18 protein-coding genes are annotated in these 21,948 nt (G+C 66.2%); 6 read left to right on the plus strand and 12 right to left on the minus strand.

The window, feature by feature from the left end; all coding sequences use genetic code 11:
- Positions 1-19: 19 nt before the first annotated feature.
- Entirely contained in the window at positions 20-637 is a 618-nt protein-coding gene (locus H3H36_RS11665; RefSeq protein ID WP_182217613.1) for an outer membrane lipoprotein LolB, read from the minus strand.
- A 6-nt stretch (positions 638-643) separates the two neighbouring features.
- A complete protein-coding gene (locus tag H3H36_RS11670) occupies positions 644-2,398 on the minus strand; it encodes a tetratricopeptide repeat protein (RefSeq protein ID WP_182217682.1) in 1,755 nt (584 codons plus the stop codon).
- Between the two features lie 202 nt (positions 2,399-2,600).
- Here H3H36_RS11670 and mutM point away from each other — a divergent pair, with 202 nt between their 5' ends.
- From mutM to mutY, 3 genes are read left to right on the plus strand one after another with little or no spacing between them, the layout of a single operon-like run.
- Complete coding sequence (gene mutM, locus H3H36_RS11675; protein ID WP_182217615.1) at positions 2,601-3,434, plus strand: bifunctional DNA-formamidopyrimidine glycosylase/DNA-(apurinic or apyrimidinic site) lyase; 834 nt, start codon at positions 2,601-2,603, stop codon at positions 3,432-3,434.
- Positions 3,435-3,472: 38 nt separating this feature from the next.
- Entirely contained in the window at positions 3,473-5,401 is a 1,929-nt protein-coding gene (locus H3H36_RS11680; RefSeq protein ID WP_182217617.1) for a dynamin family protein, read from the plus strand.
- A gap of 8 nt (positions 5,402-5,409) precedes the next feature.
- Positions 5,410-6,570, plus strand: coding sequence for an A/G-specific adenine glycosylase (mutY, locus tag H3H36_RS11685; RefSeq protein ID WP_182217620.1), 1,161 nt, complete (start codon positions 5,410-5,412; stop codon positions 6,568-6,570).
- Here mutY and H3H36_RS11690 read toward each other — a convergent pair.
- The 9 genes from H3H36_RS11690 to H3H36_RS11730 all read right to left on the minus strand — a co-directional run bounded on the left by H3H36_RS11690 (position 6,567) and on the right by H3H36_RS11730 (position 17,231).
- Positions 6,567-6,863, minus strand: coding sequence for a hypothetical protein (locus H3H36_RS11690; RefSeq protein ID WP_182217622.1), 297 nt, complete (start codon positions 6,861-6,863; stop codon positions 6,567-6,569). The two genes, mutY and H3H36_RS11690, sit on opposite strands and share 4 nt — an antisense overlap.
- Positions 6,864-6,955: 92 nt before the next feature.
- The gene (locus H3H36_RS11695) at positions 6,956-8,092 is read right to left on the minus strand and encodes a deoxyguanosinetriphosphate triphosphohydrolase (protein WP_182217625.1); all 1,137 of its coding nucleotides are present in this window, start codon (positions 8,090-8,092) and stop codon (positions 6,956-6,958) included.
- Entirely contained in the window at positions 8,092-9,738 is a 1,647-nt protein-coding gene (aroKB, locus tag H3H36_RS11700; protein WP_182217627.1) for a bifunctional shikimate kinase/3-dehydroquinate synthase AroKB, read from the minus strand. Before aroKB ends, H3H36_RS11695 begins: the two co-directional genes overlap by 1 nt.
- Positions 9,739-9,750: 12 nt before the next feature.
- Entirely contained in the window at positions 9,751-11,994 is a 2,244-nt protein-coding gene (locus H3H36_RS11705) for a beta strand repeat-containing protein (RefSeq protein WP_182217629.1), read from the minus strand.
- Between the two features lie 57 nt (positions 11,995-12,051).
- On the minus strand, positions 12,052-14,244 hold the full coding sequence (locus tag H3H36_RS11710) for a type IV pilus secretin PilQ (protein ID WP_375539588.1): 2,193 nt from the start codon (positions 14,242-14,244) through the stop codon (positions 12,052-12,054).
- Positions 14,241-14,795 (minus strand): pilus assembly protein PilP, encoded by a 555-nt coding sequence (locus tag H3H36_RS11715; protein WP_182217632.1) that lies wholly within the window; start codon positions 14,793-14,795, stop codon positions 14,241-14,243. Before H3H36_RS11715 ends, H3H36_RS11710 begins: the two co-directional genes overlap by 4 nt.
- Positions 14,792-15,451, minus strand: a complete 660-nt coding sequence (locus H3H36_RS11720) for a type IV pilus inner membrane component PilO (protein WP_182217634.1) — start codon at positions 15,449-15,451, stop codon at positions 14,792-14,794. The genes H3H36_RS11715 and H3H36_RS11720 overlap by 4 nt, the downstream gene beginning before the upstream one ends.
- A gap of 14 nt (positions 15,452-15,465) precedes the next feature.
- Positions 15,466-16,155 carry a PilN domain-containing protein gene (locus H3H36_RS11725; RefSeq protein WP_182217636.1) on the minus strand — a complete coding sequence of 230 codons (690 nt, stop codon included), beginning with the start codon at positions 16,153-16,155 and terminating at the stop codon, positions 15,466-15,468.
- On the minus strand, positions 16,155-17,231 hold the full coding sequence (locus tag H3H36_RS11730) for a pilus assembly protein PilM (protein ID WP_182217639.1): 1,077 nt from the start codon (positions 17,229-17,231) through the stop codon (positions 16,155-16,157). The genes H3H36_RS11725 and H3H36_RS11730 overlap by 1 nt, the downstream gene beginning before the upstream one ends.
- A gap of 435 nt (positions 17,232-17,666) precedes the next feature.
- Between H3H36_RS11730 and H3H36_RS11735 the strand changes: the two genes are divergently transcribed.
- Positions 17,667-19,934, plus strand: coding sequence for a penicillin-binding protein 1A (locus tag H3H36_RS11735; protein WP_375539589.1), 2,268 nt, complete (start codon positions 17,667-17,669; stop codon positions 19,932-19,934).
- A gap of 25 nt (positions 19,935-19,959) precedes the next feature.
- Here H3H36_RS11735 and cyaY read toward each other — a convergent pair whose 3' ends face one another.
- On the minus strand, positions 19,960-20,301 hold the full coding sequence (gene cyaY, locus H3H36_RS11740) for an iron donor protein CyaY (protein WP_182217643.1): 342 nt from the start codon (positions 20,299-20,301) through the stop codon (positions 19,960-19,962).
- Between the two features lie 41 nt (positions 20,302-20,342).
- Here cyaY and lptM point away from each other — a divergent pair, with 41 nt between their 5' ends.
- Positions 20,343-20,525, plus strand: coding sequence for an LPS translocon maturation chaperone LptM (gene lptM, locus H3H36_RS11745; protein WP_220459717.1), 183 nt, complete (start codon positions 20,343-20,345; stop codon positions 20,523-20,525).
- 3 nt (positions 20,526-20,528) lie between these two features.
- Positions 20,529-21,806 (plus strand): diaminopimelate decarboxylase, encoded by a 1,278-nt coding sequence (gene lysA / locus H3H36_RS11750; protein WP_182217648.1) that lies wholly within the window; start codon positions 20,529-20,531, stop codon positions 21,804-21,806.
- Positions 21,807-21,948: the final 142 nt, after the last annotated feature.

Below are 21,948 nucleotides of genomic sequence, written 5' to 3' on the forward strand. Positions count from 1 at the left end.
CGCAATCAAATGGTGAAATTCAGGGTGCTGCCGGGGCATCGATGACGATGCGGATCTGCATGTCTTCCAGCCCCCCCACGGCGGCGCGCGCCACGTCGATGCGGCGTGGCCGGGGCACGGCGGCGCCGTCGTCCTGCCACGACACGTAATCAAGCTGCCAGCCATCGCGCGTGGTCACGCTGCTGTGCGCGGGACTGGCCGCGAACGGGCCGCCGTCGGCCGCCATGGCATGGCCTTGCAGCCAGTCGCGCAGGCCCGACACGGGCAAGGTCCAGCCCAGCGTCTGCGCGCTCAGGCTGTCGATGTCGTCGGCCACACGGGGCGGCTTGCCCGCTTCCGTCAGGCTGGCGTAGCCGGGCGCGACGGTGATGATGGCGATGGTCGAACCGAGCGGCGAGGCCAAGGTGACGTCGGTGCGGTTGGCCGTCTGCAGCCAGTTGAATCCGACCGACGCCGCCTGGCGCCGGCCATCCTTGAGGTAGTTGACCGACAGATGGCCATTGAGTTCGATGGCGGCCTGGTAAGGCGCGACGACGGCCGTGGACAGGGGCGCGGATGGCGTGGCGCAGCCAGCCAGCACAGCGAAGGAAACGAACGAGGCGGCCAGCGCGGCCAGCGGGGAGTGAAATTTGATCATCGGTCCTTACAGGCTCTGGTTCAGGCGCGCCAGCGTGCTCTTGAGCGCATCGTTCTTGGGGTCCTTGGCTTTCGCTTCGGACCACATCTTGCGCGCGCCCGCCTGGTCGCCCTTGACCCACAGCACTTCGCCGAGGTGGACGGCGATCTCGGGATCGCTGCGCAGGGCGTAGGCGCGGCGCAGCATGTCCTCGGCCTCGGTCAGGTGGCCCAGGCGGAACTGCACCCAGCCCATGCTGTCCATGATGAAGGGGTCGCCGGGCGCCATCTTGAGCGCCTTGTCGATCAGCGCGAACGCTTCTGTCAGGCGTACATTGCGCTCGGCCAGCGAATAGCCGAGCGCGTTCAGGGCGTGATGGTTGTCGGGCACCGTCTCTATCACCTGGCGCAAGCTCTTTTCCATCACGTCGAGTTCGCCCAGTTTTTCCGCCGCCAGCGCAAAGTCGTACAGCAGGTCGGCGTTATCGGGGAAGCGCTTGAGGCCGTTCTGCAGCACCGTGAACGCGGTGCGGGTGTCACCGGCGTCGCGCAGGATCTGGGCGTCGGTCTGGATGATCTGGGCCTGCTCCACGGGGTCCGACGTTTGCAGCGCGTCGAGCTGCTTGCGCGCCTCGTCCACCTCGCCCTTGCGGGCCGTGAGCTGGGCCCGTTTCAGGCGTGCCGTCAGGTACACGCGGCTGTCGTTCGCTTCCACCTTCTCCAGCCACTGGGCGGCCGCGTCGAAGTCGCCCCGTTCCTCGGCCAGCTGGGACAGGATCATCAACACCTTGGACGGGTCGCGCTCATCGGACGGATGGTCGCCCAGCACGGCGACGAAGCGCTTGAAGTAATCCTCGGCGCTGGCCAGGTCCTGGCTTTGCATGGCCGTCACGCCCAGTGCATACAGCGTGGCCAGGTTGTCGGGCTGGTCCTTGAGCAGCAGCAGGAACTGCTTGCGGGCCTCGTCGTACTGCTTGTTGTCGACCAGGATGCGGGCGTAGGCTGCGCGCACTTCGCGCGCGCCCGCGTGGCGCGCCAGGAAATCAGTCAGCACCTTGACGGCGCCTTCCACATCGGGCGCCACCTGGGCCTGGGTCAGCACGGCCAGCTCGGAGTCCGGGCGCAGCCGCAATGCGGCGTCCGCCTCGGCGCGGGCGCGCTCGTGGTCGTTGTTGGCGAAGGCGCTCTGGGCCAGGATCAGATGGGCTTCCAGCATGTCGCCATAGGGCGCCAGCACGCGCTCCGTCAGTGCGTAGGCGGCCGCCTTGTCCTTGGCGCGCAGCAGGAATTGCTGCATCTGGAACATGGCCAGGCCGCGCCCTGCCGGCGGCGCCGCCTTCAGCCGGTCGGCGAAGATCTGCTCCGCTTCCGACAGGTCGTCGTTGACGACGGCGAAGCCGAGGAAATACTGCACCGCCTCTTCCGAATTGGGCGCCAGGCCACGCCACAGGCGGATCGCTGCCAGCGCTTCCGGGCCCTGCTTGGCCGTGAGCGCCATTTCCGCCGCGCGCTTGGCCAGGCGCGGGTCGCGCGTTTGCTGGGCCAGCGTCATCATCGTCATGTACGGGCCCTGCCACTGGCCGCGCTTGAATTCCAGTTCCGCCTTGGTCAGCTTGTACAGCATGTCGCTGGTCAGCTCGACGCCGGGCAGCGCATCCTCGGCCGGCGCCGACGCCGGCGTGGCTGCGGACGCCGGCGTGGCCGCACCGTCTTCCGCCGTTGCCGGCGACGGCGGCGCGGCCGCCTCGCGCGAACCGCGCGGCGCGACGGCGCACGCCGACATGAGGACGGACAGGGTTACAATGGCGAAAGCGTTTTTCAAAGGGAAATCCTGGCAGGTCGGACGGAAGGCACTGGGGTGGCGCTAGTGACAGATTTTACGCTCAACGCGGCGCCCGCGTCTGCTCCCAGTGTAACGAAATATTCCACCCAGGCAGGACCAACTTCCCTGTTGCGCCCCTTTTACCAGCGAGACCTGTTCCCCGATGCCAGAATTGCCAGAAGTCGAAGTCACCCGCCGCGGCGTCGCCCCCCACCTGGAAGGCCGCACCGTGCGGGCCGTGGTGCAGCGCCGCGACGGTTTGCGCTGGCCGTTCCCGCCCCAGCTGCCCGCCACGCTGCCCGGCCACGCCGTGCGCGCCACCGGCCGGCGCGGCAAGTATCTGCTGCTGCATTTCGACCACGGCACCTTGATCATCCACCTGGGCATGTCGGGCCACTTGCGGGTGCTCCCCGAAGGCATAGCGCCGGGCAAGCATGACCATTTCGACCTCGTCGTCGAGGGGCCGGATGGGCGCCAGGTGCTGCGCCTGACGGACCCGCGCCGCTTCGGCGCCGTGCTGTGGCATGGCGCCGGGGACGGCGAACTGGCCCAGCACGTGCTGCTGCGCGGCCTGGGCGTGGAACCGCTGGAGGATGGCTTTTCCGGCCAGCTGCTGTACGCCCACACGCGCGGGCGCGGCGCGGCCGTCAAGCAGGTGCTGCTGGCGGGCGACATCGTGGTCGGCGTGGGCAACATCTACGCGTCCGAGAGCCTGTTCCGGGCCGGCATCAACCCGAAAACGCCGGCCCGCCGCATCAGCCTGGCCCGCTACGAGAAGCTGGCCGGGGCCGTGCGCGCCGTGCTGGCCGAGGCCATCGTCCAGGGCGGCAGCACGCTGCGCGACTTTATTAGCGTGAACGGCCAGTCCGGTTATTTCCAGCAGTCGTATTTCGTCTATGATCGTGCTGGCGTGCCATGCCGGGTGTGCGGCACGCCGGTACGCCAGATCAAGCAGGGCCAACGTTCCACCTTCTATTGCGTCGTATGCCAGAAATAGTGAAAACAACAACGGACCAGCCGGGCAAAGGGAGCATCATGGTGCGCGATTTCCAACAATACAGCGCGTGGCGCGAAGGCGTGGTGACGGCCCTGAAGCATTACCAGGCCTGGGTCAACAGCGCCGAACTGGCCGACCAGGCCGCCGAGCAGCGCATCGCGCGCACGCTGGCGCGGCTGGCCGACGACAAGCTGTCAGTGGCCTTCGTGGCCGAATTTTCGCGCGGTAAATCGGAACTGATCAACGCCATCTTCTTCGCCGACTACGGCCAGCGCATCCTGCCCTCGGCCGCCGGCCGCACCACCATGTGCCCCACGGAGCTGATGTACGACCCGGCCTTCCCGCCGTCGATCCGCTTGCTGCCGATCGAGACCCGGGCCGAGAACCTCTCCACCAGCGACTACCGCGACCAGCCCGGCGCCTGGACCGTCATCCCGCTGAACCTGGAGGCCGGCCAGGACATGTACGAGGCCTTCAAGCAGGTGAGCCTGACGCGCCACGTGCCCGTGGCCGAGGCCAAGCGCTATGGCCTGTACGACGATGAAGATCCGGACATGGCCGTCACGCTCGACAACGAGGGCCTGGTCGAGATTTCGCTGTGGCGCCACGCCATCATCAACTTCCCCCACCCGCTGCTCAAGCAGGGCCTGGTGATCCTCGACACGCCCGGCCTGAACGCTATCGGCACCGAGCCGGAACTGACGCTAAACCTGATCCCCAACGCGCACGCCGTGCTGTTCATCCTGGCCGCCGACACGGGCGTGACCAAGAGCGATATCGAAGTGTGGCGCCAGCACATCGGCGCCGGCGCGGGCCGGCTGGTGGTGCTCAACAAGATCGACAGCATGTGGGACGAGCTGCGCAGCGACGCCGAGGTGAACGCCGAGATCGAGCGCCAGCAGACCCACGCGGCCCACATGCTGGGCCTGGAAGCGCGCCAGGTGTTCCCCGTCTCGGCCCAGAAGGCGCTGGTGGCCAAGATCAACGGCGACCAGGCGCTGCTGGGCAAGAGCCGTTTGCCGGCGCTGGAACAGGCCCTGTTCAACGAGCTGATTCCGGTCAAGAAGGACATCGTGCGCAAGCAATTGAGCGCGGAGTTGCAATCGCTGAGCGCGGCCCAGCTGTCGATGATCACCACCCGCATCCGCGACATCGTCGAACAGCTGCACGAACTCAAAAGCCTGCGCGGCAAGAACCAGAGCGTGATCTCGCACATGATGCGCCGCATCGACGTGGAGAAGAAGGAATTCGACGCCAGCCTGTTCAAGCTGCAGGCCACGCGCGCCGTGTTCACGCGCCTGTCCACGGAGCTCTACACCTGCATGGGCATGGACCTGGTGCGCGACGATATCGAGCAGGTGCGCCAGCAGATGCAGCGCAGCCGCTTCTTCACCGGCGTGCGCGAAGCCGTGCGCCAGTACTTCGAGCGCATCCGCGCCAGCCTGGACGCGGCCGACGCCAAGACCGTGGAAATCGCCGACATGATGGGCGTGATGTACCGCCGCTTCTCCAACGAGCACGGGCTCACGCTGTCCATGCCGATGCCGTTCTCGCTGCAGCGCTATCGCGAGGAAATCGCCGCCATCGAAGCGATCTACGCGCGCCAGTTCGGCACGGCCACCCTGATCACCACCAGCCGCGTGGTGCTGATGGAGAAATTCTTCGACACCATCGCCTCGCGCGTGCGGGCCTGCTTCAAGGCCGCCAACGCCGATGCGGACGCTTGGCTCAAGGTCATCATGGCGCCGCTGGAGGCGCAGATCCGGCAGCACAAGGATCAGCTCAAGCACAGGCTCGCGTCGATCCAGCGCATCCACGATGCGACCGACAGCCTGGAACAGAAAATCGACGCGTTCGAAGCGGGCCAGCGCGAGCTGGAAGAACGCAAGGCGCGTCTCAACGAATTGGCGGGCAACATCAGCATCGCGATCAACGCGGAATTCGTCGCGCTCGACGCGGCCGCCTGAGGAACAGCATGACACGTATGACACACCCGCGCGCGCCGGCCGGCGCGGCGGACCTGGAAGCACTTTCCGATCCCTCCTTCTCCGACGCCATCATCGCCTGGCAGCGCCAGCACGGGCGCCACGCGCTGCCGTGGCAGAACACGCGCGACGCTTATCTGATCTGGCTGTCCGAGATCATGCTGCAGCAGACCCAGGTAAGCGCCGTACTCGGTTACTACGCGCGCTTCCTGGAACGCTTCCCTACCCTGCGCGAGCTGGCCGCCGCGCCCGTCGAGGATGTGATGGCGCAGTGGAGCGGCCTCGGTTACTACACGCGCGCCCGCAACCTGCACAAGTGCGCGCAGCGCGTGGTGGCCGAATACGATGGCGTGTTCCCATCCGACCCGCGCCTGCTGGCCGAACTGCCCGGCATCGGCCGTTCGACGGCGGCCGCCATCGCCGCGTTTTCCAGCGGCGCACGGGCCGCCATCATGGACGGCAACGTCAAGCGCGTGTTCGCCCGCGCGTTCGGTATCGCCGCCTATCCGGGCGAGAAGAAAGTGGAGGAAGCCATGTGGCGGCGCGCCGAGGCGCTGCTGCCGGAACAGGGCATCGAAGCGTACACGCAAGGGTTGATGGACATGGGCGCCACGCTGTGCACGCGCAGCAGCCCGTCGTGCGAACGCTGCCCGCTGCAGGCGCGCTGCGTGGCCCACGCCACGGGCCGCACGGCCGAACTGCCGGTGCGCAAACCGAAGAAGGCCAGTCCGGAAAAGCACGCGACCATGCTGGCCATCGTCGACCAGGGGCAGGTGCTGTTGCAGCAGCGGCCCGCCAGCGGCATCTGGGGCGGTTTGCTGTCGCTGCCGGAACTCGATGGCCACACGCCGGCCGAGGACGACAACGTTGCGCCGGCCGCCGACGCGGCCTTGATGCGGGCCGTGGCGCCGTTCGGCGACATGGAGTCGCACGAACGGCTGTCGACCATCACGCATGTGTTCACGCACTACAAGCTGCACATCGCGCCGTATCGCGTGACGCTGGCGCGCCGGCACGCGCTGGCCGCCGGCGACGGCCACCAGTGGCACGACGGCGCCACGCTGGCCGGGGCGGCGCTGCCGGCGCCGGTCAAGAAACTGCTGGTGGAGTTGCTGGGAGATGAGGCTGCGGCGCAGCGGCGCATGTTCTAGCGGATGTAATGGACGGTGGTGACGATAGCGACGAAAAAGGCTAAGTGGGTAGCCACCATCCACTTCAATATGGTGGCGCCCTGTTGGGCGATTTCGGCACGCACTTCACCAAACTGCCGCTGCACCTCGCCGAATTGGCGCTCCACCCCACGGAAATTTTCCGCCATTTCGACGCGCAAGGTGGCGAACTCATCCCGTTTAACGTAAGTGGACTGGATCACGGCCACCTCGGTTTCCACCGTACCGATCCGCTCCTCCACCGCATTGATACGCTCGCTGGTCTGCTCGTCCATGGCCACTCCTCCGCCTGAGACTTTCATCTTTATCCACAACGCGACAAAGATCAAGCGGCGCACCGGAGGCGTTTGCGCGGCGTCAGGCGAACCTACAATTCCTCGAGCGAGAACAAACGGCGGTGTTCGCGGATGGCGTAGCGGTCCGTCATGCCGGCGATGTAGTCGGCGATCTTGCGGGCCCGCTTGTCGGCTTCGCCCGACTTGTCCTGGTAATCGGGCGGCAGCAGCACCGGTTCGGCCATGAAGGCCTGGAACAGCTCGCGCACAATGCGGCTGGCCTTCACGCGCATGCGGTTGACCTGGTAATGCTGGTACAGATTGGCGCGCAGGAAGCGCTTGAGCTCGGTGGCATCCTTGCGCATGCCATCGGAAAAGCGGATCAGCGGCGCGCTGGCGCGCACGGCTTCGATATCGGCCGGCGCCGCGTCGGCCAGCAACTGGCCGGAGGTGGCGATCAAATCGTCGGCCAGCGCCGTGATCAGGCGGCGCAAGGTTTCGTAGATGGCGCGCCGGCCGGACAGGCCCGGATACGTGGCCTGCACATCGCGCCACAGGCGGGCGAAGAACTCAACTTGTTCAAGCTGCGCGATGGTGATCAGGCCCGAACGCAGGCCATCGTCGATGTCGTGGCTGTTGTAGGCGATTTCATCGGCCAGATTGGTCAGCTGCGCTTCCAGCGAAGGCTGGCTGCGCTTGATGAAGCGTTCGGCCACCGGCCCCAGCAAGCGGGCATTGGCCAGCGAGCAGTGCTTGAGGATGCCCTCGCGCGTCTCGAACATCAGGTTCAGGCCGTCGAAGGCGCCGTAATGCTCCTCGAGCTCATCGACCACGCGCAAACTTTGCAGGTTGTGCTCGAAGCCGCCGTGGTCCTTCATGCATTCGTTGAGCACGTCCTGGCCCACGTGGCCGAACGGCGTGTGGCCCAGGTCATGGGCCAGCGAGATCGCTTCCACCAGATCCTCGTTCAGGCGCAGGTTGCGCGCCAGCGAACGGCCGATCTGGGCCACCTCCAGGCTGTGGGTGAGGCGGGTGCGGAACAGGTCGCCCTCGTGGTTGAGGAAGACCTGGGTCTTGTATTCGAGCCGGCGGAAGGCCGAGCTGTGGATGATGCGGTCGCGGTCGCGCTGGAACTGGCTGCGCGAGGCGTGCGCCGTTTCCGGATAGCGCCGCCCCACCCCGCCCTCGCTGTGGGCGGCGTATGGGGCCAGGTGCGCTTCCGGATGCATCACTGCACGCAGGCCGCCAGCGTGGCCAGCAGCAACTCTTGCGGCGCGTTGGTGATGCTGGGCGCGCCCAGCGGCTTGAGCAGGATGAACTTGATGGCGCCGCCTTCGTTCTTCTTGTCCACTTCCATCAGCTCCAGCCAGCGCGCCACGCCCAGGTCGGGCGCCTTGACGGGCAGGCCGGCCGCCGTCACCAGCGCGCGCACGCGCGCCACGGTGGCCGCGTCCACCAGCCCCATGCGGTGCGACAGGTCGGCCGCCATCACCATGCCGCAGCCGACGGCCTCGCCGTGCAGCCACTGGCCATAGCCCATGCCAGCCTCGATCGCGTGGCCAAACGTGTGGCCGAAATTGAGGATGGCGCGCAGGCCGCCCTCGCGTTCATCCTGGCGCACCACGTCGGCCTTGATTTCGCACGAGCGGGCGATGGCGTAGGCCAGCGCGGCCTTGTCGCGCGCCACCAGCTTGCCGATGTTCGCTTCGATCCAGTCGAAGAACGGGGCGTCGATGATGGCGCCGTACTTGATCACTTCAGCCAGGCCGGCCGACAGTTCGCGGTCGGGCAGCGTTTCCAGCGTGGCCGTGTCGGCGATCACGGCGCGCGGCTGGTAGAACGCGCCGATCATGTTCTTGCCCAGCGGGTGGTTGATGCCGGTCTTGCCACCCACGGACGAATCGACCTGCGACAGCAAGGTGGTGGGCACCTGGATGAAGTCGATGCCGCGCATGTAGCTGGCCGCCGCGTAGCCGGTCAGGTCGCCGATCACGCCGCCGCCCAAGGCCACCAGCGTGGTCTTGCGGTCGGCCTTGTTGGCCAGCAGCGTGTCGAAGATGTGCATCAGGCTGGACCAGTACTTGTGCTCCTCGCCGTCCGGCAGCACGATGGAACTGACGTCCTTGCCGGCCGCGCGCAATTGCTCCTCCAGCCGCGCCAGGTACAGCGGCGCGATGGTGGTGTTGGTGACGATGGCCACTTTGCGGCCGCCCACGTGGCGCGCCAGCAGCGCGCCGTCGTGCAGCAATTGGGGACCGATCGCTATGGGGTAGCTGCGCTCGCCCAGGTCTACGTTTAACAGGATGGTGGTTTGTTCGCTCATCGATGGCTCGGCTTGTGTGACGCAATCCGGCGCGGCCTGGCATGCCAGGCGCTCCAGCTCGGTCAAAATGGTCTGAACCATCGATTGTACGTTAGGTCGGCCCGTATCGATCACCATGTGGGCCACTTGCTGGTACAGCGGGTCGCGCAAGGCCATCAATTCTTCCAGCTTCTTGCGCGGATCGGCCGTTTGCAGCAAGGGCCGGTTCTTGTCATGGGCGGTGCGGGCCAGGATGCTGTTGACGCTGGCGCGCAGGTAGATCACGGTGCCGCGCGCCTTCAGGTAGGCGCGGCTGTCGGGATTGAGGATGGCGCCGCCGCCCGTGGCCAGCACGATGCCTTGCTGGGCCGTGAGCTCGCGGATCACGTCCGCCTCGCGGCGGCGGAAACTCTGCTCGCCCTCGATCTCGAAGATCCAGGGTATGGAGGCGCCCGTACGGGCTTCGATCTCGTGGTCGGAATCGATGAACTTCAAGCCCAGCTTGCGGGCGAGGATGCGGCCTATCGTTGTCTTGCCCGCACCCATCAGCCCCACTAAAAACACATTTTGCATGGACTTCCGGACTTAGTTGGGGATCGTGCAGCCATTGGCCACGAACGCTCCGTTGTAGGTGTCGCCGGTGCGCACGGTGCCATACGGGCTGTAGCGGCCCGGCGGCGTGGTGGTGACGGAACTGTAGTCCGTGCTCAGGCCCGGCAGCTTGACGTAGCCCACATAGCTGGCCTCGGTGCCCGACACCTGGCCGCGGATGGTCAGGTCCACGTCCAGCCAGTTGGCACGGTCACGCGGGTAGATCAGCGACACGATGGCCTGGCCGTTGGCGTCCGTGGTGCCGCTGGAGGTCACGGTGATGGTGATGCCGGGATCAAGCCGGCCATTGCCGTTGATGTCCTCGCCCGTCTCCAGGATACCGTCGCTGTTGGTGTCCTCATTCAGGCAACTGGTGGGAATCTTGTCAACGTCGGTGCTGATGCCCCAAGGGCCCTGGATCCCCAGGAAGTACAGCTGGCCCTTGTAATAGTTGCGGGGACGCACGGAGCCGGTGATGTTCACGCCGGGCACGGCGTTGCCGGCCGCGTCGGTCACGAACACGGCGTAGTCCAGCTGGTAGGTGGCCGAGTTCGGCGTGCCGATCGTGGCGCCAGTGCCGGCGCCAATGAACAGCGACTTCTTGGCCACCGTCAGATTGACCAGGGCGCTGGCCGTGGAGGCGCCTTGCAGCTGGGCCTTGATGGTCACGCCGTCGAGCTTGGTGTCGGCGGTGCCGGCGATATAGCTGACCGAGGCGGAACCGTCGCTGGCCGTGGTGACCACGGACGGCTGGGTCAGGCTGCCGCCGCTGGGGTCGGTCACGATGGAGAACGCCACCTGGGCGTTCTTGACCAGGTTGTTGGCGGCGGTGCCATCGCGCACGATGGCGCGCAGCGTGGTCTGCTGCACGGTGCTGCCCGGCAGGTTGGCTCCCACCACGGCCGGGTCGGCCTGCACGCTGATCACGGCGCTGGCCGTCAGCGGGGCCAGGAACTCGAGCGTGCTCTGCACCGTCACGCCGCCCGCATTGGCCGTCAGCGTGGCCACGCCGGGGCTGGTCGCGGACACATAGCCGGTGGCGTTGCCGTTGACCAGGGTCAGCGGCGCGTTCAGGGCGCTGCCGCAGGCCGGGTCGCTGTAGACGGTGCCGCGCGAAGCGCTCAGCGCCACCGAGCCGGTCTGCGGCACGCCATTCACGTCGTAATGGATGGCCACGATCTGGCAGCTGTTGATATTGGCGCTGGTAATGGCGTTGCCCGAGCTGTCCACGGCCGCCACGTTGAAGTTGGACGAGCTGACGTTGATGCTGGAGCTGGCCGTCTCGCCCATGGCCTTGACGACGATGGTGTCGGGACCGGCCTTCATGGCCGAGTAGCTCAGCACCAGCTGGCCGGCCGTGTTGGTGACGGCCGCGCCGCCGCCCTTGACGGTCAGCGCGTTGGCGCCCGAGCTGAACGTGACGGCGCGGCCGGCCAGTGCGTTGCCCGCCGAATCGACCAGCTTGACGGTGACGTCGGTGCTGGCGCCCACCTTGACCGTGCTGCTGTTGTTGATGACCAGCTTGTTGCCCACCACGTTGACGACGGCCGTGGCGTCTTTCGCGCCCGGCGTGCGGGCCGTGACGGTGATGGTGCGCGAGGTCGGGTCGCCGCCCGTGCTCAGTTTCTCCGTGACCTTGCCGTTGGCATCCGTGATGCGGTTGGTCAGCGTCAGGCTGCCCGAGTCGGCCGACAGGTCGACCTTGACGCCGGCCATGACGGAATTGTTGGCGTCCTTGACCAGGGCCGTCAGGTTCACTTCGTTACCGGAGGCGCCAGCCGATTGCAGCACGCCCGAATCGGCCGTCAGCACCAGGGTCGGGGTGGCGGACACGACGGTCACCTTGATCGGGGCGGAGGTGGCGTTACCGGCGCTGGCCGTGATGGTGATCACGCGCGGCGTGGGATTCCCCTTGGTGTTGAGCTTCTCGACCACGGCGCCGCTGGAATTGGTCTGGCGCACGGTGTTGCTGACGGTGCCAGAATCGGCGGAGAAATTGACCGTCTCGCCGGACAGCGCATTGCCGTTGGCATCCTTGACGATGGCCGTCAGCGTCACTTCCGTGCCATCGATGCCGGATGAATCGATGGTGTTGGCACTGGCGATCAGCACCACGCTGGCGGCCTTGGACGGCGCCACGCCATTGCTGTTGGTGCCGGGCGAGCCGCCGCCGCCGCCGCAGGCGGCCAGTAAGGTCGAGCAGGCGAGCAGCGCCAGCCATCCGGTGAATTTTTTCATGACGCTCTTTTCCGTAGTGATCATCGCATTACCCTTGTTTACCGCGCAACATTGCCATTATCGCGTCGAGAGCCGCTCGGCGACAATCTTCGGCGTAATAAATACCAACAATTCCGTCTTGTCATTGGTGCGCCCCGTGGTGCGGAACAGGTAGCCCAGCACCGGCACGTCGCCCAGCAACGGCACCTTGCTCACTTCCTTGCGCTCCACTTGCTGGTAGATACCGCCCAGCACCACCGTGCCGCCGTTCTCCACCATGACCTGGGTCTTGACGTGCTTGGTGTCGATGGCGAAGCCGGCCCGGGTCTCCTGGCCCACGCTGTCCTTGTTGACGTCCACGTCCACCACCACGTTGCCGTCGGGCGTGATCTGCGGCGTCACTTCCAGCCGCAGGTTGGCCTTGCGGAACACGATCGAGGTGGCGCCGCTGCTGGTGGCCACCTGGTAGGGCAACTCGATGCCCTGCTCGATCAGGGCCACCGCCTTGTCGGCCGTGATCACGCGCGGGCTGGAAATGATCTTGCCCGTGCCATCGGCTTCCAGCGCCGACAGTTCCAGGTTCAGGAAGCGGTTGGCGGCCGACGAGAACAGGCTGACGGCCAGGTTGCCGGCCGAGACGCCGTTGATGTTGGCGGCCGGCAGGTTGATCATCTGGCTGTTGGTATAGCCATCGCCCTTGTCCGGGGTCTGGCCCGTCACCTGGCCCACGCCCGTGATGTTGCCGCCGATGGCCACGCGGGTGTTGCTGTTGCCGATCTGGTAGCCCGAATCGCCGCCGCGCAGCGTGCGCAGGTCGGCGAAGCCGAGCTTGGCGCCCAGGTTGCGGGTGAAGGTGTCGCTGGCCTCGACGATGCGGGCCTCGATCAGCACCTGCTTGGTGGCGATGTCGGTCTTGGCGATCAGCTTGCGGATATCGTCGAGCTTGGAGGCGATGTCGGTCACGAACAGCTGGTTGGTGCGCGGTTCGATGATGGCGCTGCCGCGCTTGGACAGCATGCGGTTCTTGTCGCCGGCGCCACCGCCGTCCAGGCCGAACACGGTCTTGAACGCTTCGGCCTTCTGGTAGTTGAGCTGGAAGATCTCGGACTTGAGCGGCTCCAGGTCGGCGATCTGGGCCTTCTGCTCCAGTTCCAGCTTTTCCTTGGTCAGCAGCTCATCCTTGGGCGCGATCCACAGCACGCTGCCATTCTTGCGCATGTCCAGGCCCTTGGCCTGCAGCACCACGTCGAGCGCCTGGTCCCATGGCACTTCCTTCAGGCGCAAGGTCAGGTTGCCCGACACGCTGTCGCTGGTGATGATGTTCAGGCCCGAAATGTCGGCGATGGCCTGCAGCGCGGCCCGCACTTCCACGTTCTGGAAGTTGAACGACAGCTTCTCGCCACGGTAGCCCTGGGTGCCCTGGGTCAGCTTGTTGGGGTCTTCCTTGATCGGCTTGACGTCGATCACCAGCTGGGTCTCGCTCTGGTACACGGTCTGCTCCCACAGGCCGCGCGCCTCGATCGTCATGCGCGTGTTCTCGCCCTGGGGCACGGTGGTGATCAGGTGCACGGGGGTGCCGAAGTCGCCCACGTCGAGCCGGCGGCGCAGCGTTTCGGGCAAGCCCGTCTTGAGGAAGTCGACCACCACGCCGGTCGCCACCTGGCGCACGTCGACGGCCACCTGGCTGTTGGGCAGGTCGACCACGACCCGGCCTTCGCCGTTGGCGCCGCGGCGGAAATCGAGGTCGCGCAGCATTTGCCGGCCGGCGGGCGCGGCCGCCTTGGGCGCCACCGGCAGGCCGCTCGCGTCCACGGCCGTGGCCACGCCGCCGGAACCGTCGATGGTGAGGATGATGGCGTTGCCGTCGATGGCGGTGGCGTAGTTCAGGCTGCGCTTGAGGTTGAACACCAGGCGCGAGCGCTCGCCGGCCTGCACCACGTTCACGCTGTGCAAGTCACCGAGGTTCAGTTCCTGGGTGGTCTTGCCGGTGGCGTTGACGGTGGCGCCGAAGTCGAGCGCGATGCGGGGCGGGTTGGTGATGGCAAAACCGATCGGCAGCTTGTCGGGCGCGTTGCGCAGCGCGATCTTGACGATCACGTTGGCGCCCTGCTGGTTGGCGGTGACCGACTCGATGGCGTTGGCGGCGGCGGCCGTGGCGGCGGCGGCCGGCTGGGCCTGCACTGCACCGGGCCAGACTGCGCCGCAGGCCAGCGCCAGCATCAGGCCAGCCTGGCGCGCGCGGGCGGCCAAGGTGGGGAGGAATGGGCTCATTTGGTGGTCTCCTTGCTTTCCTGCAGCTCCAACTTCGACATGCGTTCGACCCAGTCGCCGGTCGCATCCTGTACGATTTCCTTGATATTGACGGCGCCCTCGGTGACGCTGGTGATCAGGCCGAAGTTCTGGCCCACGTGCTGGCCGGGTTTGACCTGGTACACCGAGCGGTCGATCTGCAGCAAGGCGTAGATCACGCCGCCCTTTTGCAGCGTCCCCACCATTTTCACGGTGTCGAGCGGGAAGCTCTCGAGCAGCTCCTTGCGGCGCTCCATGTCGGGCCGCACGCCGCCGCCGCGGTTGGCGGCCTTGGCCAGCTCCACCAGCAGCTTGTTGGGATTGAACGGGTCGATGGCGTCGTTGGAGGCGTAGGCGAAGGGGATGAAAGTCTTCGGTGGCGTCAAGGGCGGCACGGCCACGCGCGCCTGCGCATCGACTTCCTTCATCCACTGCCGCACTTCCTGCTCGTCGCTGTTGCCGCAGCCGGCCAGCGCCACGGTGACGCCCAGCGCCGCCAGCACGGCGCGTGATCTGGAGAGATGAGTCATCATTTCTTCGCCGCCTTCTTCTTGTCGGCCATGGCCTTGCGCTGGGCCGCCACTTCCTCCGGATCGAGGTAGCGGAAGGTCTTGGCCACGGCGTCCAGCGTCAGGCCGCCATCCTTGCCGGCCGTGATGGCCATGTTGTTGAGCGTGACGATGCGCGGCAGGTTGGCCATATCGCCCGAGAAGGCGCCGATGTCGTGGTAGTTACCCGTGACCTTGATGTCGATCGGCAGCTCGGCGTAATAATCCTTGACCACCACCTGGCCCGGCTTGAACAGCTCGAACTGCAGGCCGCGCCCGAGGCCGGCCTGGTTGATGTCCGACAGCAGGGCCGCCATCTCCGCCTTGCTCGGCAGCTGCTTTTGCAGCCGCTCCACATACTGGTCGACCTGCACTTTCTGCGCGCGCAAGGCGTCCAGGTTGACGGCCTGCCCGGCCTTGAAACGGTATTCGTCGCGCAGCTTGAGTTCCTGCTGGGCGCCCGCGTCCTGTTCCTCGAACTGGCTGTCCCAGTAGGCGAAATAGCCCAGCGCCACCACGCCCACCAGCACGCCCAGCGCGCACAAGAGGCGCGGCGCCAGCGGCCACTGGCCCGGATGCCGGTCGTTCAGGCCGCGAAACTGCGCCGCCAGCGACTCTCCCATTAATTTCAGATCGGCCATGTCGGTTCCTGTGTTCAAGGCTTGGCCGGCGGCAGGCCGGTCGCCGGTGCGCTGGCCGCGGCGGCCGGATTCAGAGCGGGATGCAAGCCCGGCCTGGCGCCCGGCTTGGCCCCCGGCTTGGCACCCGCCTCAGGCTGGTCCTTGTCGCGCGGACGCTTGATGTTGACGGTGAGGTTGAATTCGACCACCTTCTTGGCCGTCTTGCCCTGGCCCAGGCCGGTCGAGCGCACTTCGATCAGGTCGGGACGCTCCAGCCACGGCGAAGCGCCGGCCAGGTTGCGCAGCAGTTCGGACACCCGCTCCTGCGATTGCGCATACCCGTTGACGGACACTTTCTGGCCATCTTGCTTGAAGGCCTTCAGGTAGACCCCGGCCGGGGTCTGCTTGACCAGTTCGTCCATCAGGTAGACCGGCTGGTTGCGGTCGCCCTGCAAGTCCTCCACGGCTTGCTGGCGCGCCTTGAGCGCCTCGATCTCCTGCTTGAGGGTGGCGATCTCGGCGATCTTCTTGTCGAGCGAGACGATGGCCGCCTTGATCACCTGGTTGCGTTCGTTCTGGATCGAGATGCGGCGCGCGTTGTAGGCGCCCACCAGCAGCACGATGGCGGCGCCGGCGATGGCGCCCAGGCCCAGCAAGGCGAAGAAGGCCGCTTTTTTCTGTTTGCGCTTTTCCTCGCGGTGAGGCAGCAGGTTAATCCGTATCATCAGCCAAACCTCCGCAAGGCCAGGCCGCAGGCGACCAGGTAGGCAGGCGCGTCAGTGCGCAGCTGCGATTCACGCACGGATGGCGCCAGCGTCATGCCCTTGAACGGCGACACGACGGCGCTGGAAATCTTGGTGCGGCTGGCCACCAGGTCCAGCAAGCCGGGGATCAGGGCGCAGCCGCCGGCCAGGTACAACTGGTCGACCTTGGTGTAGGGCGTGGACGTGAAGAAGAACTGGATGGCGCGCGTCACTTCCAGCGCGGCGCTTTCCAGGAACGGGGTCAGCAGTTCATCGCGGTAGTTGTCGGGCAAGTCGCCGGACTTCTTGCGCGCCTCGGCCTCGTCCCACGCCATGCCGTAGGCGCGCACGATGTCCTGGGTCAGGGTGTTGCCACCGAAGGCCTGTTCGCGCTCGTAGATGGTGGCGCCGTCGAGCAGCACGGAGATGTGGGTGGCCTGGGCGCCGATCTGGAACAGCGCCACCACCTGGCCGGCGCCGGCGTCGGGCTGCAAGGCCATCACCCGGTCCAGCGCCGCGCGCGCCGCGTACGATTCGATGTCCATCACCAGCGCCTTCAGGCCGGAGGCCTCGGCGATGGCCACCCGGTCCTCCACCTTCTCGCGGCGCGAGGCGGCCAGCATGACTTCGATGTCTTCGGGCGAGCCGGCGGCCGGGCCGATCACGTCGAAGTCCAGGCTCACTTCATCGAGCGCGAACGGGATGTACTGGCTCGCCTCCGATTCCACCTGCACTTCGAGCTGGTCTTCCGACAGGCCGGCCGGCAGGATGATTTTCTTGGTGATCACGGACGCCGGCGGCATGCCCAGCGCCACATGCCTGGCGCGCGAGCCGCTCTTTTTCCACACGCGGCGCACGGCGTCGACCACCTGGTCCATGTTCTCGATATTGCCGTCCACCACGGCGCCGCGCGGCAGCGGCTCGGCCGCGTAGCGTTCCAGCCGGATGCCATCCTTGCCGGCCGGCGCCAGTTCCACCAGGCGCACGCTGGCCGTGCTGATATCGATGCCGACCAGCGGTGGATTGCTCTGGCCCAGCAGATTTTGCAGATCGATCATCGCCGCCCCCCGCGGTCATGGATGGCTGCATGGCGACGGCCACCGCCGCCGCCGCTGCGCTGCCTGACGTGCACTGGAACTGTTTGCATAGGGAACTCGTTGTAAAACCAGCGTTTAGACTGCGAACATAAGTTGGTACATTAAATGCTGGCAATATATGTGTAAAGGTATTTCTATTGCGCACAATTGGACGAGTGTGCCCCTTGCGCCACACTCGCGCGCCGCTCTGTGGCACCCTGAATAACTAAGTTGTTTTGTTGTTCACGTGGAAATTTCCCGTGCCGCGCCAGCATCGCGCCGCCGCCTCCGCCGCTCGCTTATAATGGCCCGCACTTGACACCGAAAGCGATCGCACGCATGACTTCCACCCCTACGACGCCCCCCGCCACCACCCCGCCCGCCGGCAAAGGCGGCCAACCCCGACGTTTCCTGCTGATGGCCGGCCTCACCATGGTGGGCCTGGGGGTGGGCGCCGTGCTGCTGGTGGTGCTGGGCCTGGCGCTGGCCTACCCCAACCTGCCCGAACTGGACACGCTGACCGACTACCGGCCCAAGATGCCGCTGCGCATCTTTTCCGCCGACAATGTGCTGATCGGCGAATTCGGCGAGGAGCGCCGCAACCTGGTGCGCTTCAAGGACATCCCCGACGTGATGAAGAAGGCCGTGCTGGCCATCGAGGATGACCGCTTCTACGAGCACGGCGGCATCGACTACATGGGCATCGTGCGCGCGGCCGTGCACAACCTGACGGGCGGGGCGCGCCAGGGCGCCTCCACCATCACCCAGCAGGTGGCGCGCAACTTCTTCCTGTCGAGCGAGCAGACCCTCAAGCGCAAGGCCTACGAGGCGCTCTTGGCCTGGAAGATCGAACAGAACCTCAGCAAGGACCAGATCCTCGAGGTGTACATGAACCAGATCTACCTGGGCCAGCGCGCGTACGGCTTCTCGTCGGCGGCCCAGATTTATTTCGGCAAGAACCTCAAGGATATCTCCGTGGCCGAAGCGGCCATGCTGGCCGGCCTGCCCAAGGCGCCGTCGGCCTACAACCCCGTCGTCAATCCCAAGCGGGCGCGGGCACGCCAGCAGTACATCCTGCAGCGCATGCACGAGCTCGGTTACATCACGAACCAGCAGTTCGAGCAAGCCAAGGCCGAGCAGCTCAAGGTCAAGACCGACAGCAGCGAGTTCGGCGTGCACGCCGAGTACGTGGCCGAGATGGCGCGCCAGCTGGTCTATGAACAGTTCAAGGAAGACACCTACACGCGCGGCCTGAACGTATTTACCACCATCACCAAGGCCGACCAGGACGCGGCCTACCTGGCCCTGCGCCGCGGCGTGATGGATTACGAGAAGCGCCACGCCTACCGTGGTCCGGAAGCCTACATCGACATCCCCAACAACAAGGAGGAGGCCGACGACGCCATCGAGACGGAACTGGCCGACCACCCCGACAGCGACGACATCGTGGCCGCCATGGTGCTGCAAGCGTCGCCGCAGAAGATCACGGCTGTCACCGCCTCGGGCGAGGAAATCTCGATCACGGGCGCGGGCCTGGAAATGGGCCGTTCGTGGCTGTCGGACAAGGCCGCGCCCAACAAGCGCATCCGCCGCGGCGCCGTGATCCGCGTGATGCAGGAAGGCAAGGACTGGCAAGTGACGCAGATGCCGGAAATCGAATCGGCCTTCATCTCGGCCAGCACCCAGGACGGCGCCATCAAGTCCATGGTGGGCGGCTTCGATTACAACCGCAACAAGTTCAACCACGTGACCCAGGCCTGGCGCCAGCCCGGTTCCTCGTTCAAGCCGTTCATTTATTCAGCGTCGCTCGAGCGTGGCCTGTCGCCGGCCACCATCATCAACGACGCGCCGATCTCGTTCGACGCGGGCCAGACGGGCGGCCAGGCGTGGGAACCGAAGAACTACGACAACAAGTACGAGGGGCCGATGACCATGCGCCGCGGCCTGACCAAGTCCAAGAACATGATCTCGATCCGCATCCTGCACAAGATCGGCGCCAAGTACGGCCAGGAATACAGCACCCGCTTCGGCTTCGACGCCGACAAGAACCCGCCCTACCTGACGCTGGCCTTGGGCGCGGGCAACGTGACGCCGCTGCAGATGGCCGGCGCCTACGCCGTGTTCGCCAACGGCGGCTACAAGGTCAGCCCTTACCTGATCGCCAAGGTGACGGACGCGGACGGCAAGGTGCTGTCGCAGGCCGCGCCCGACCTGGCTGGCGACGAGAAGAACCGCGTGATCGATGAGCGCAACGCCTTCCTGATGGATTCCATGCTCAAGGACGTGGTGCGCTACGGCACGGCCACCAAGGCGCTGGTGCTCAAGCGCCCCGACATCGCGGGCAAGACCGGCACCACCAACGATTCCATCGACGCCTGGTTCGCCGGCTACCAGCCCAAGCTGGTGGGCATCGCCTGGATCGGCTACGACCAGCCCAAGAACCTGGGTAACAAGGAAACGGGGGGCGGCCTGGCGCTGCCGATCTGGATCGGCTACATGCAGAAGGCCTTGAAGAGCATCCCGATCGAGGAACGGGCCGTGCCGGACGGCATGATGCTGGTGGGCGACGAGTACTATTACGCGGAAAATCCGCCCGGCACCGGCGTGCACAACCTGGACGGTCCGGGCCACGGCACGCCGGCCGAGGAAAAAGCCAGGGACACCGTCAAGAACGAGCTGTTCTGACGGACGCCCCGGCGCGGGGGCCAGATCAGTCCGCGTCCGGCGAGATCACGACGGGCGAGCCGGACTGGGCGGTCACCAGTTCCGACAGCGATGCGTACAGTTCCGAGTCATCGCGCGTGTTGCGCCACTGGCCGTCGCGCTGCCGGTAGTGGAAACCGCCGGCGCGGGCGGCCACCCACAGTTCCTGCATGGCGGCCTGGCTGTTGACGATGATCTTGGAACCGTTGTTGATGAACTCGATTTCAAGCACATTGCCGCTGCGGCTGCACTCGACATCGAGCATGTCCTCATCGTTCAAGCGGTCCAGCGCCGCCTCGATCGCATTCAGCGCGCTTTCCGCCTGCGCCAGGAATTCCGATTCGCCCATGCTACACTCCCATCTTCTCTAGTCAAACCATGATTTTAATCGTGAAGTCCTCCGTCGCGCGCATTCCCCGTGTTTTCGGCACCATCCTGTGCCTGTCCGCCTTGCTGAGCGCCTGCGGCCAACCCGGCCCGCTGTACCTGCCCAAGGCACCCGCCAAGCCCGCCACGAGCAACGGCCAGGCCCCCGCCGCACCGGCCCCCACCACCCCTGCTATCGACCATTAATCCATGTCGCAATTTGCTTACCATAACGGCGTGCTGCACGCCGAAGGCGTTCCCCTGAGCGCCATCGCCGAACAGTTCGGCACCCCGACCTATATCTATTCCAAGGCCGCCCTGCTGGGCAACTTCGCCGCCTATGCCGACGCCTGCCGTGGCCGCGACGCGCTGGTGTGCTACGCCATGAAAGCCAATTCCAACCTGGCCATCCTGGACTTGCTGGCGCGCCAGGGCGCCGGTTTCGACATCGTGTCCGGTGGCGAACTGCTGCGCGTGATCGCGGCCGGCGGCGACCCGCGCAAGGTGATCTTCTCGGGCGTGGGCAAGACCGTGGACGAAATGCGTTTGGCGCTCGAGCACGACATCCTGTGCTTCAACGTCGAATCGATCCCCGAGCTGCACCGCCTGAACGACGTGGCCGGCAGCATGGGCAAGCGGGCCCGCATCTCGCTGCGCGTGAACCCCAACGTCGATCCCAAGACCCACCCCTACATCGCCACCGGCCTGAAGGCCAACAAGTTCGGCGTGGCCTTCGACGACGCGCTGGCCACCTACCGCACGGCGGCCCAGTTGCCGCACCTGGAAGTGACGGGCATCGATTGCCACATCGGCTCGCAGCTGCTGGACGACGCGCCGCTGCTGGAAGCGCTGGACCGCCTGATCGAGCTGATCGACACGCTGGGCAAGGAAGGCATCGTGCTGCACCACCTCGACATCGGCGGCGGCATCGGCATCAACTACGGCGAGGCCGGCGAAGCATCGCCGGTGGCCGTGGCCGACTACCTGGGCCGCGTGTTCGCGAAAGTGGATGCGTGGCGCGCCGCGCGCCACCACGGCGCGCCGATCAAGGTCATCTTCGAGCCGGGCCGCTCCATCGTGGGCAACACGGGCGTGCTGCTCACGCGCGTGGAATTCCTCAAGCACGGCGAGGAAAAGAATTTCTGCGTGGTGGATGCGGCCATGAACGACATGATGCGCCCGGCCCTGTACGAGGCGTGGATGGACATGCAGCCGGTGGCCCCCGGCCAGGCGCCGGCCCAGACCTATGACGTGGTGGGCCCGATCTGCGAATCGGGCGACTGGCTGGCGCGCGACCGCAAGCTGGCCGTGCAGCCGGGCGACCTGCTGGCCATGATGCAGGCCGGTGCCTACGGCCTGACGATGGCGTCCAACTACAACACCCGCGGCCGCGCGGCCGAAGTGATCGTGGACGGCGACGTGTGCCACCTGGTGCGCCGCCGCGAAACCCCGGCCGAGCTGTACGCACTGGAATCGGTCATCAAGTAAGCAAGAAAGAACGGGGTCTATCATCGGATTTGTAAGGGGGCGACATCCCTGACGTTGGAGGTGTAATCTAGCCGATGACGGGGGTGTGGCTCACGGGGTCAGCGGTGGCTTTGGCCATCCGCTCGACATTGAAATGCCGCCC

The sequence above is a fragment of the Rugamonas fusca genome (genome assembly GCF_014042365.1).
GTDB classification, from domain to species: domain Bacteria; phylum Pseudomonadota; class Gammaproteobacteria; order Burkholderiales; family Burkholderiaceae_D; genus Rugamonas; species Rugamonas fusca.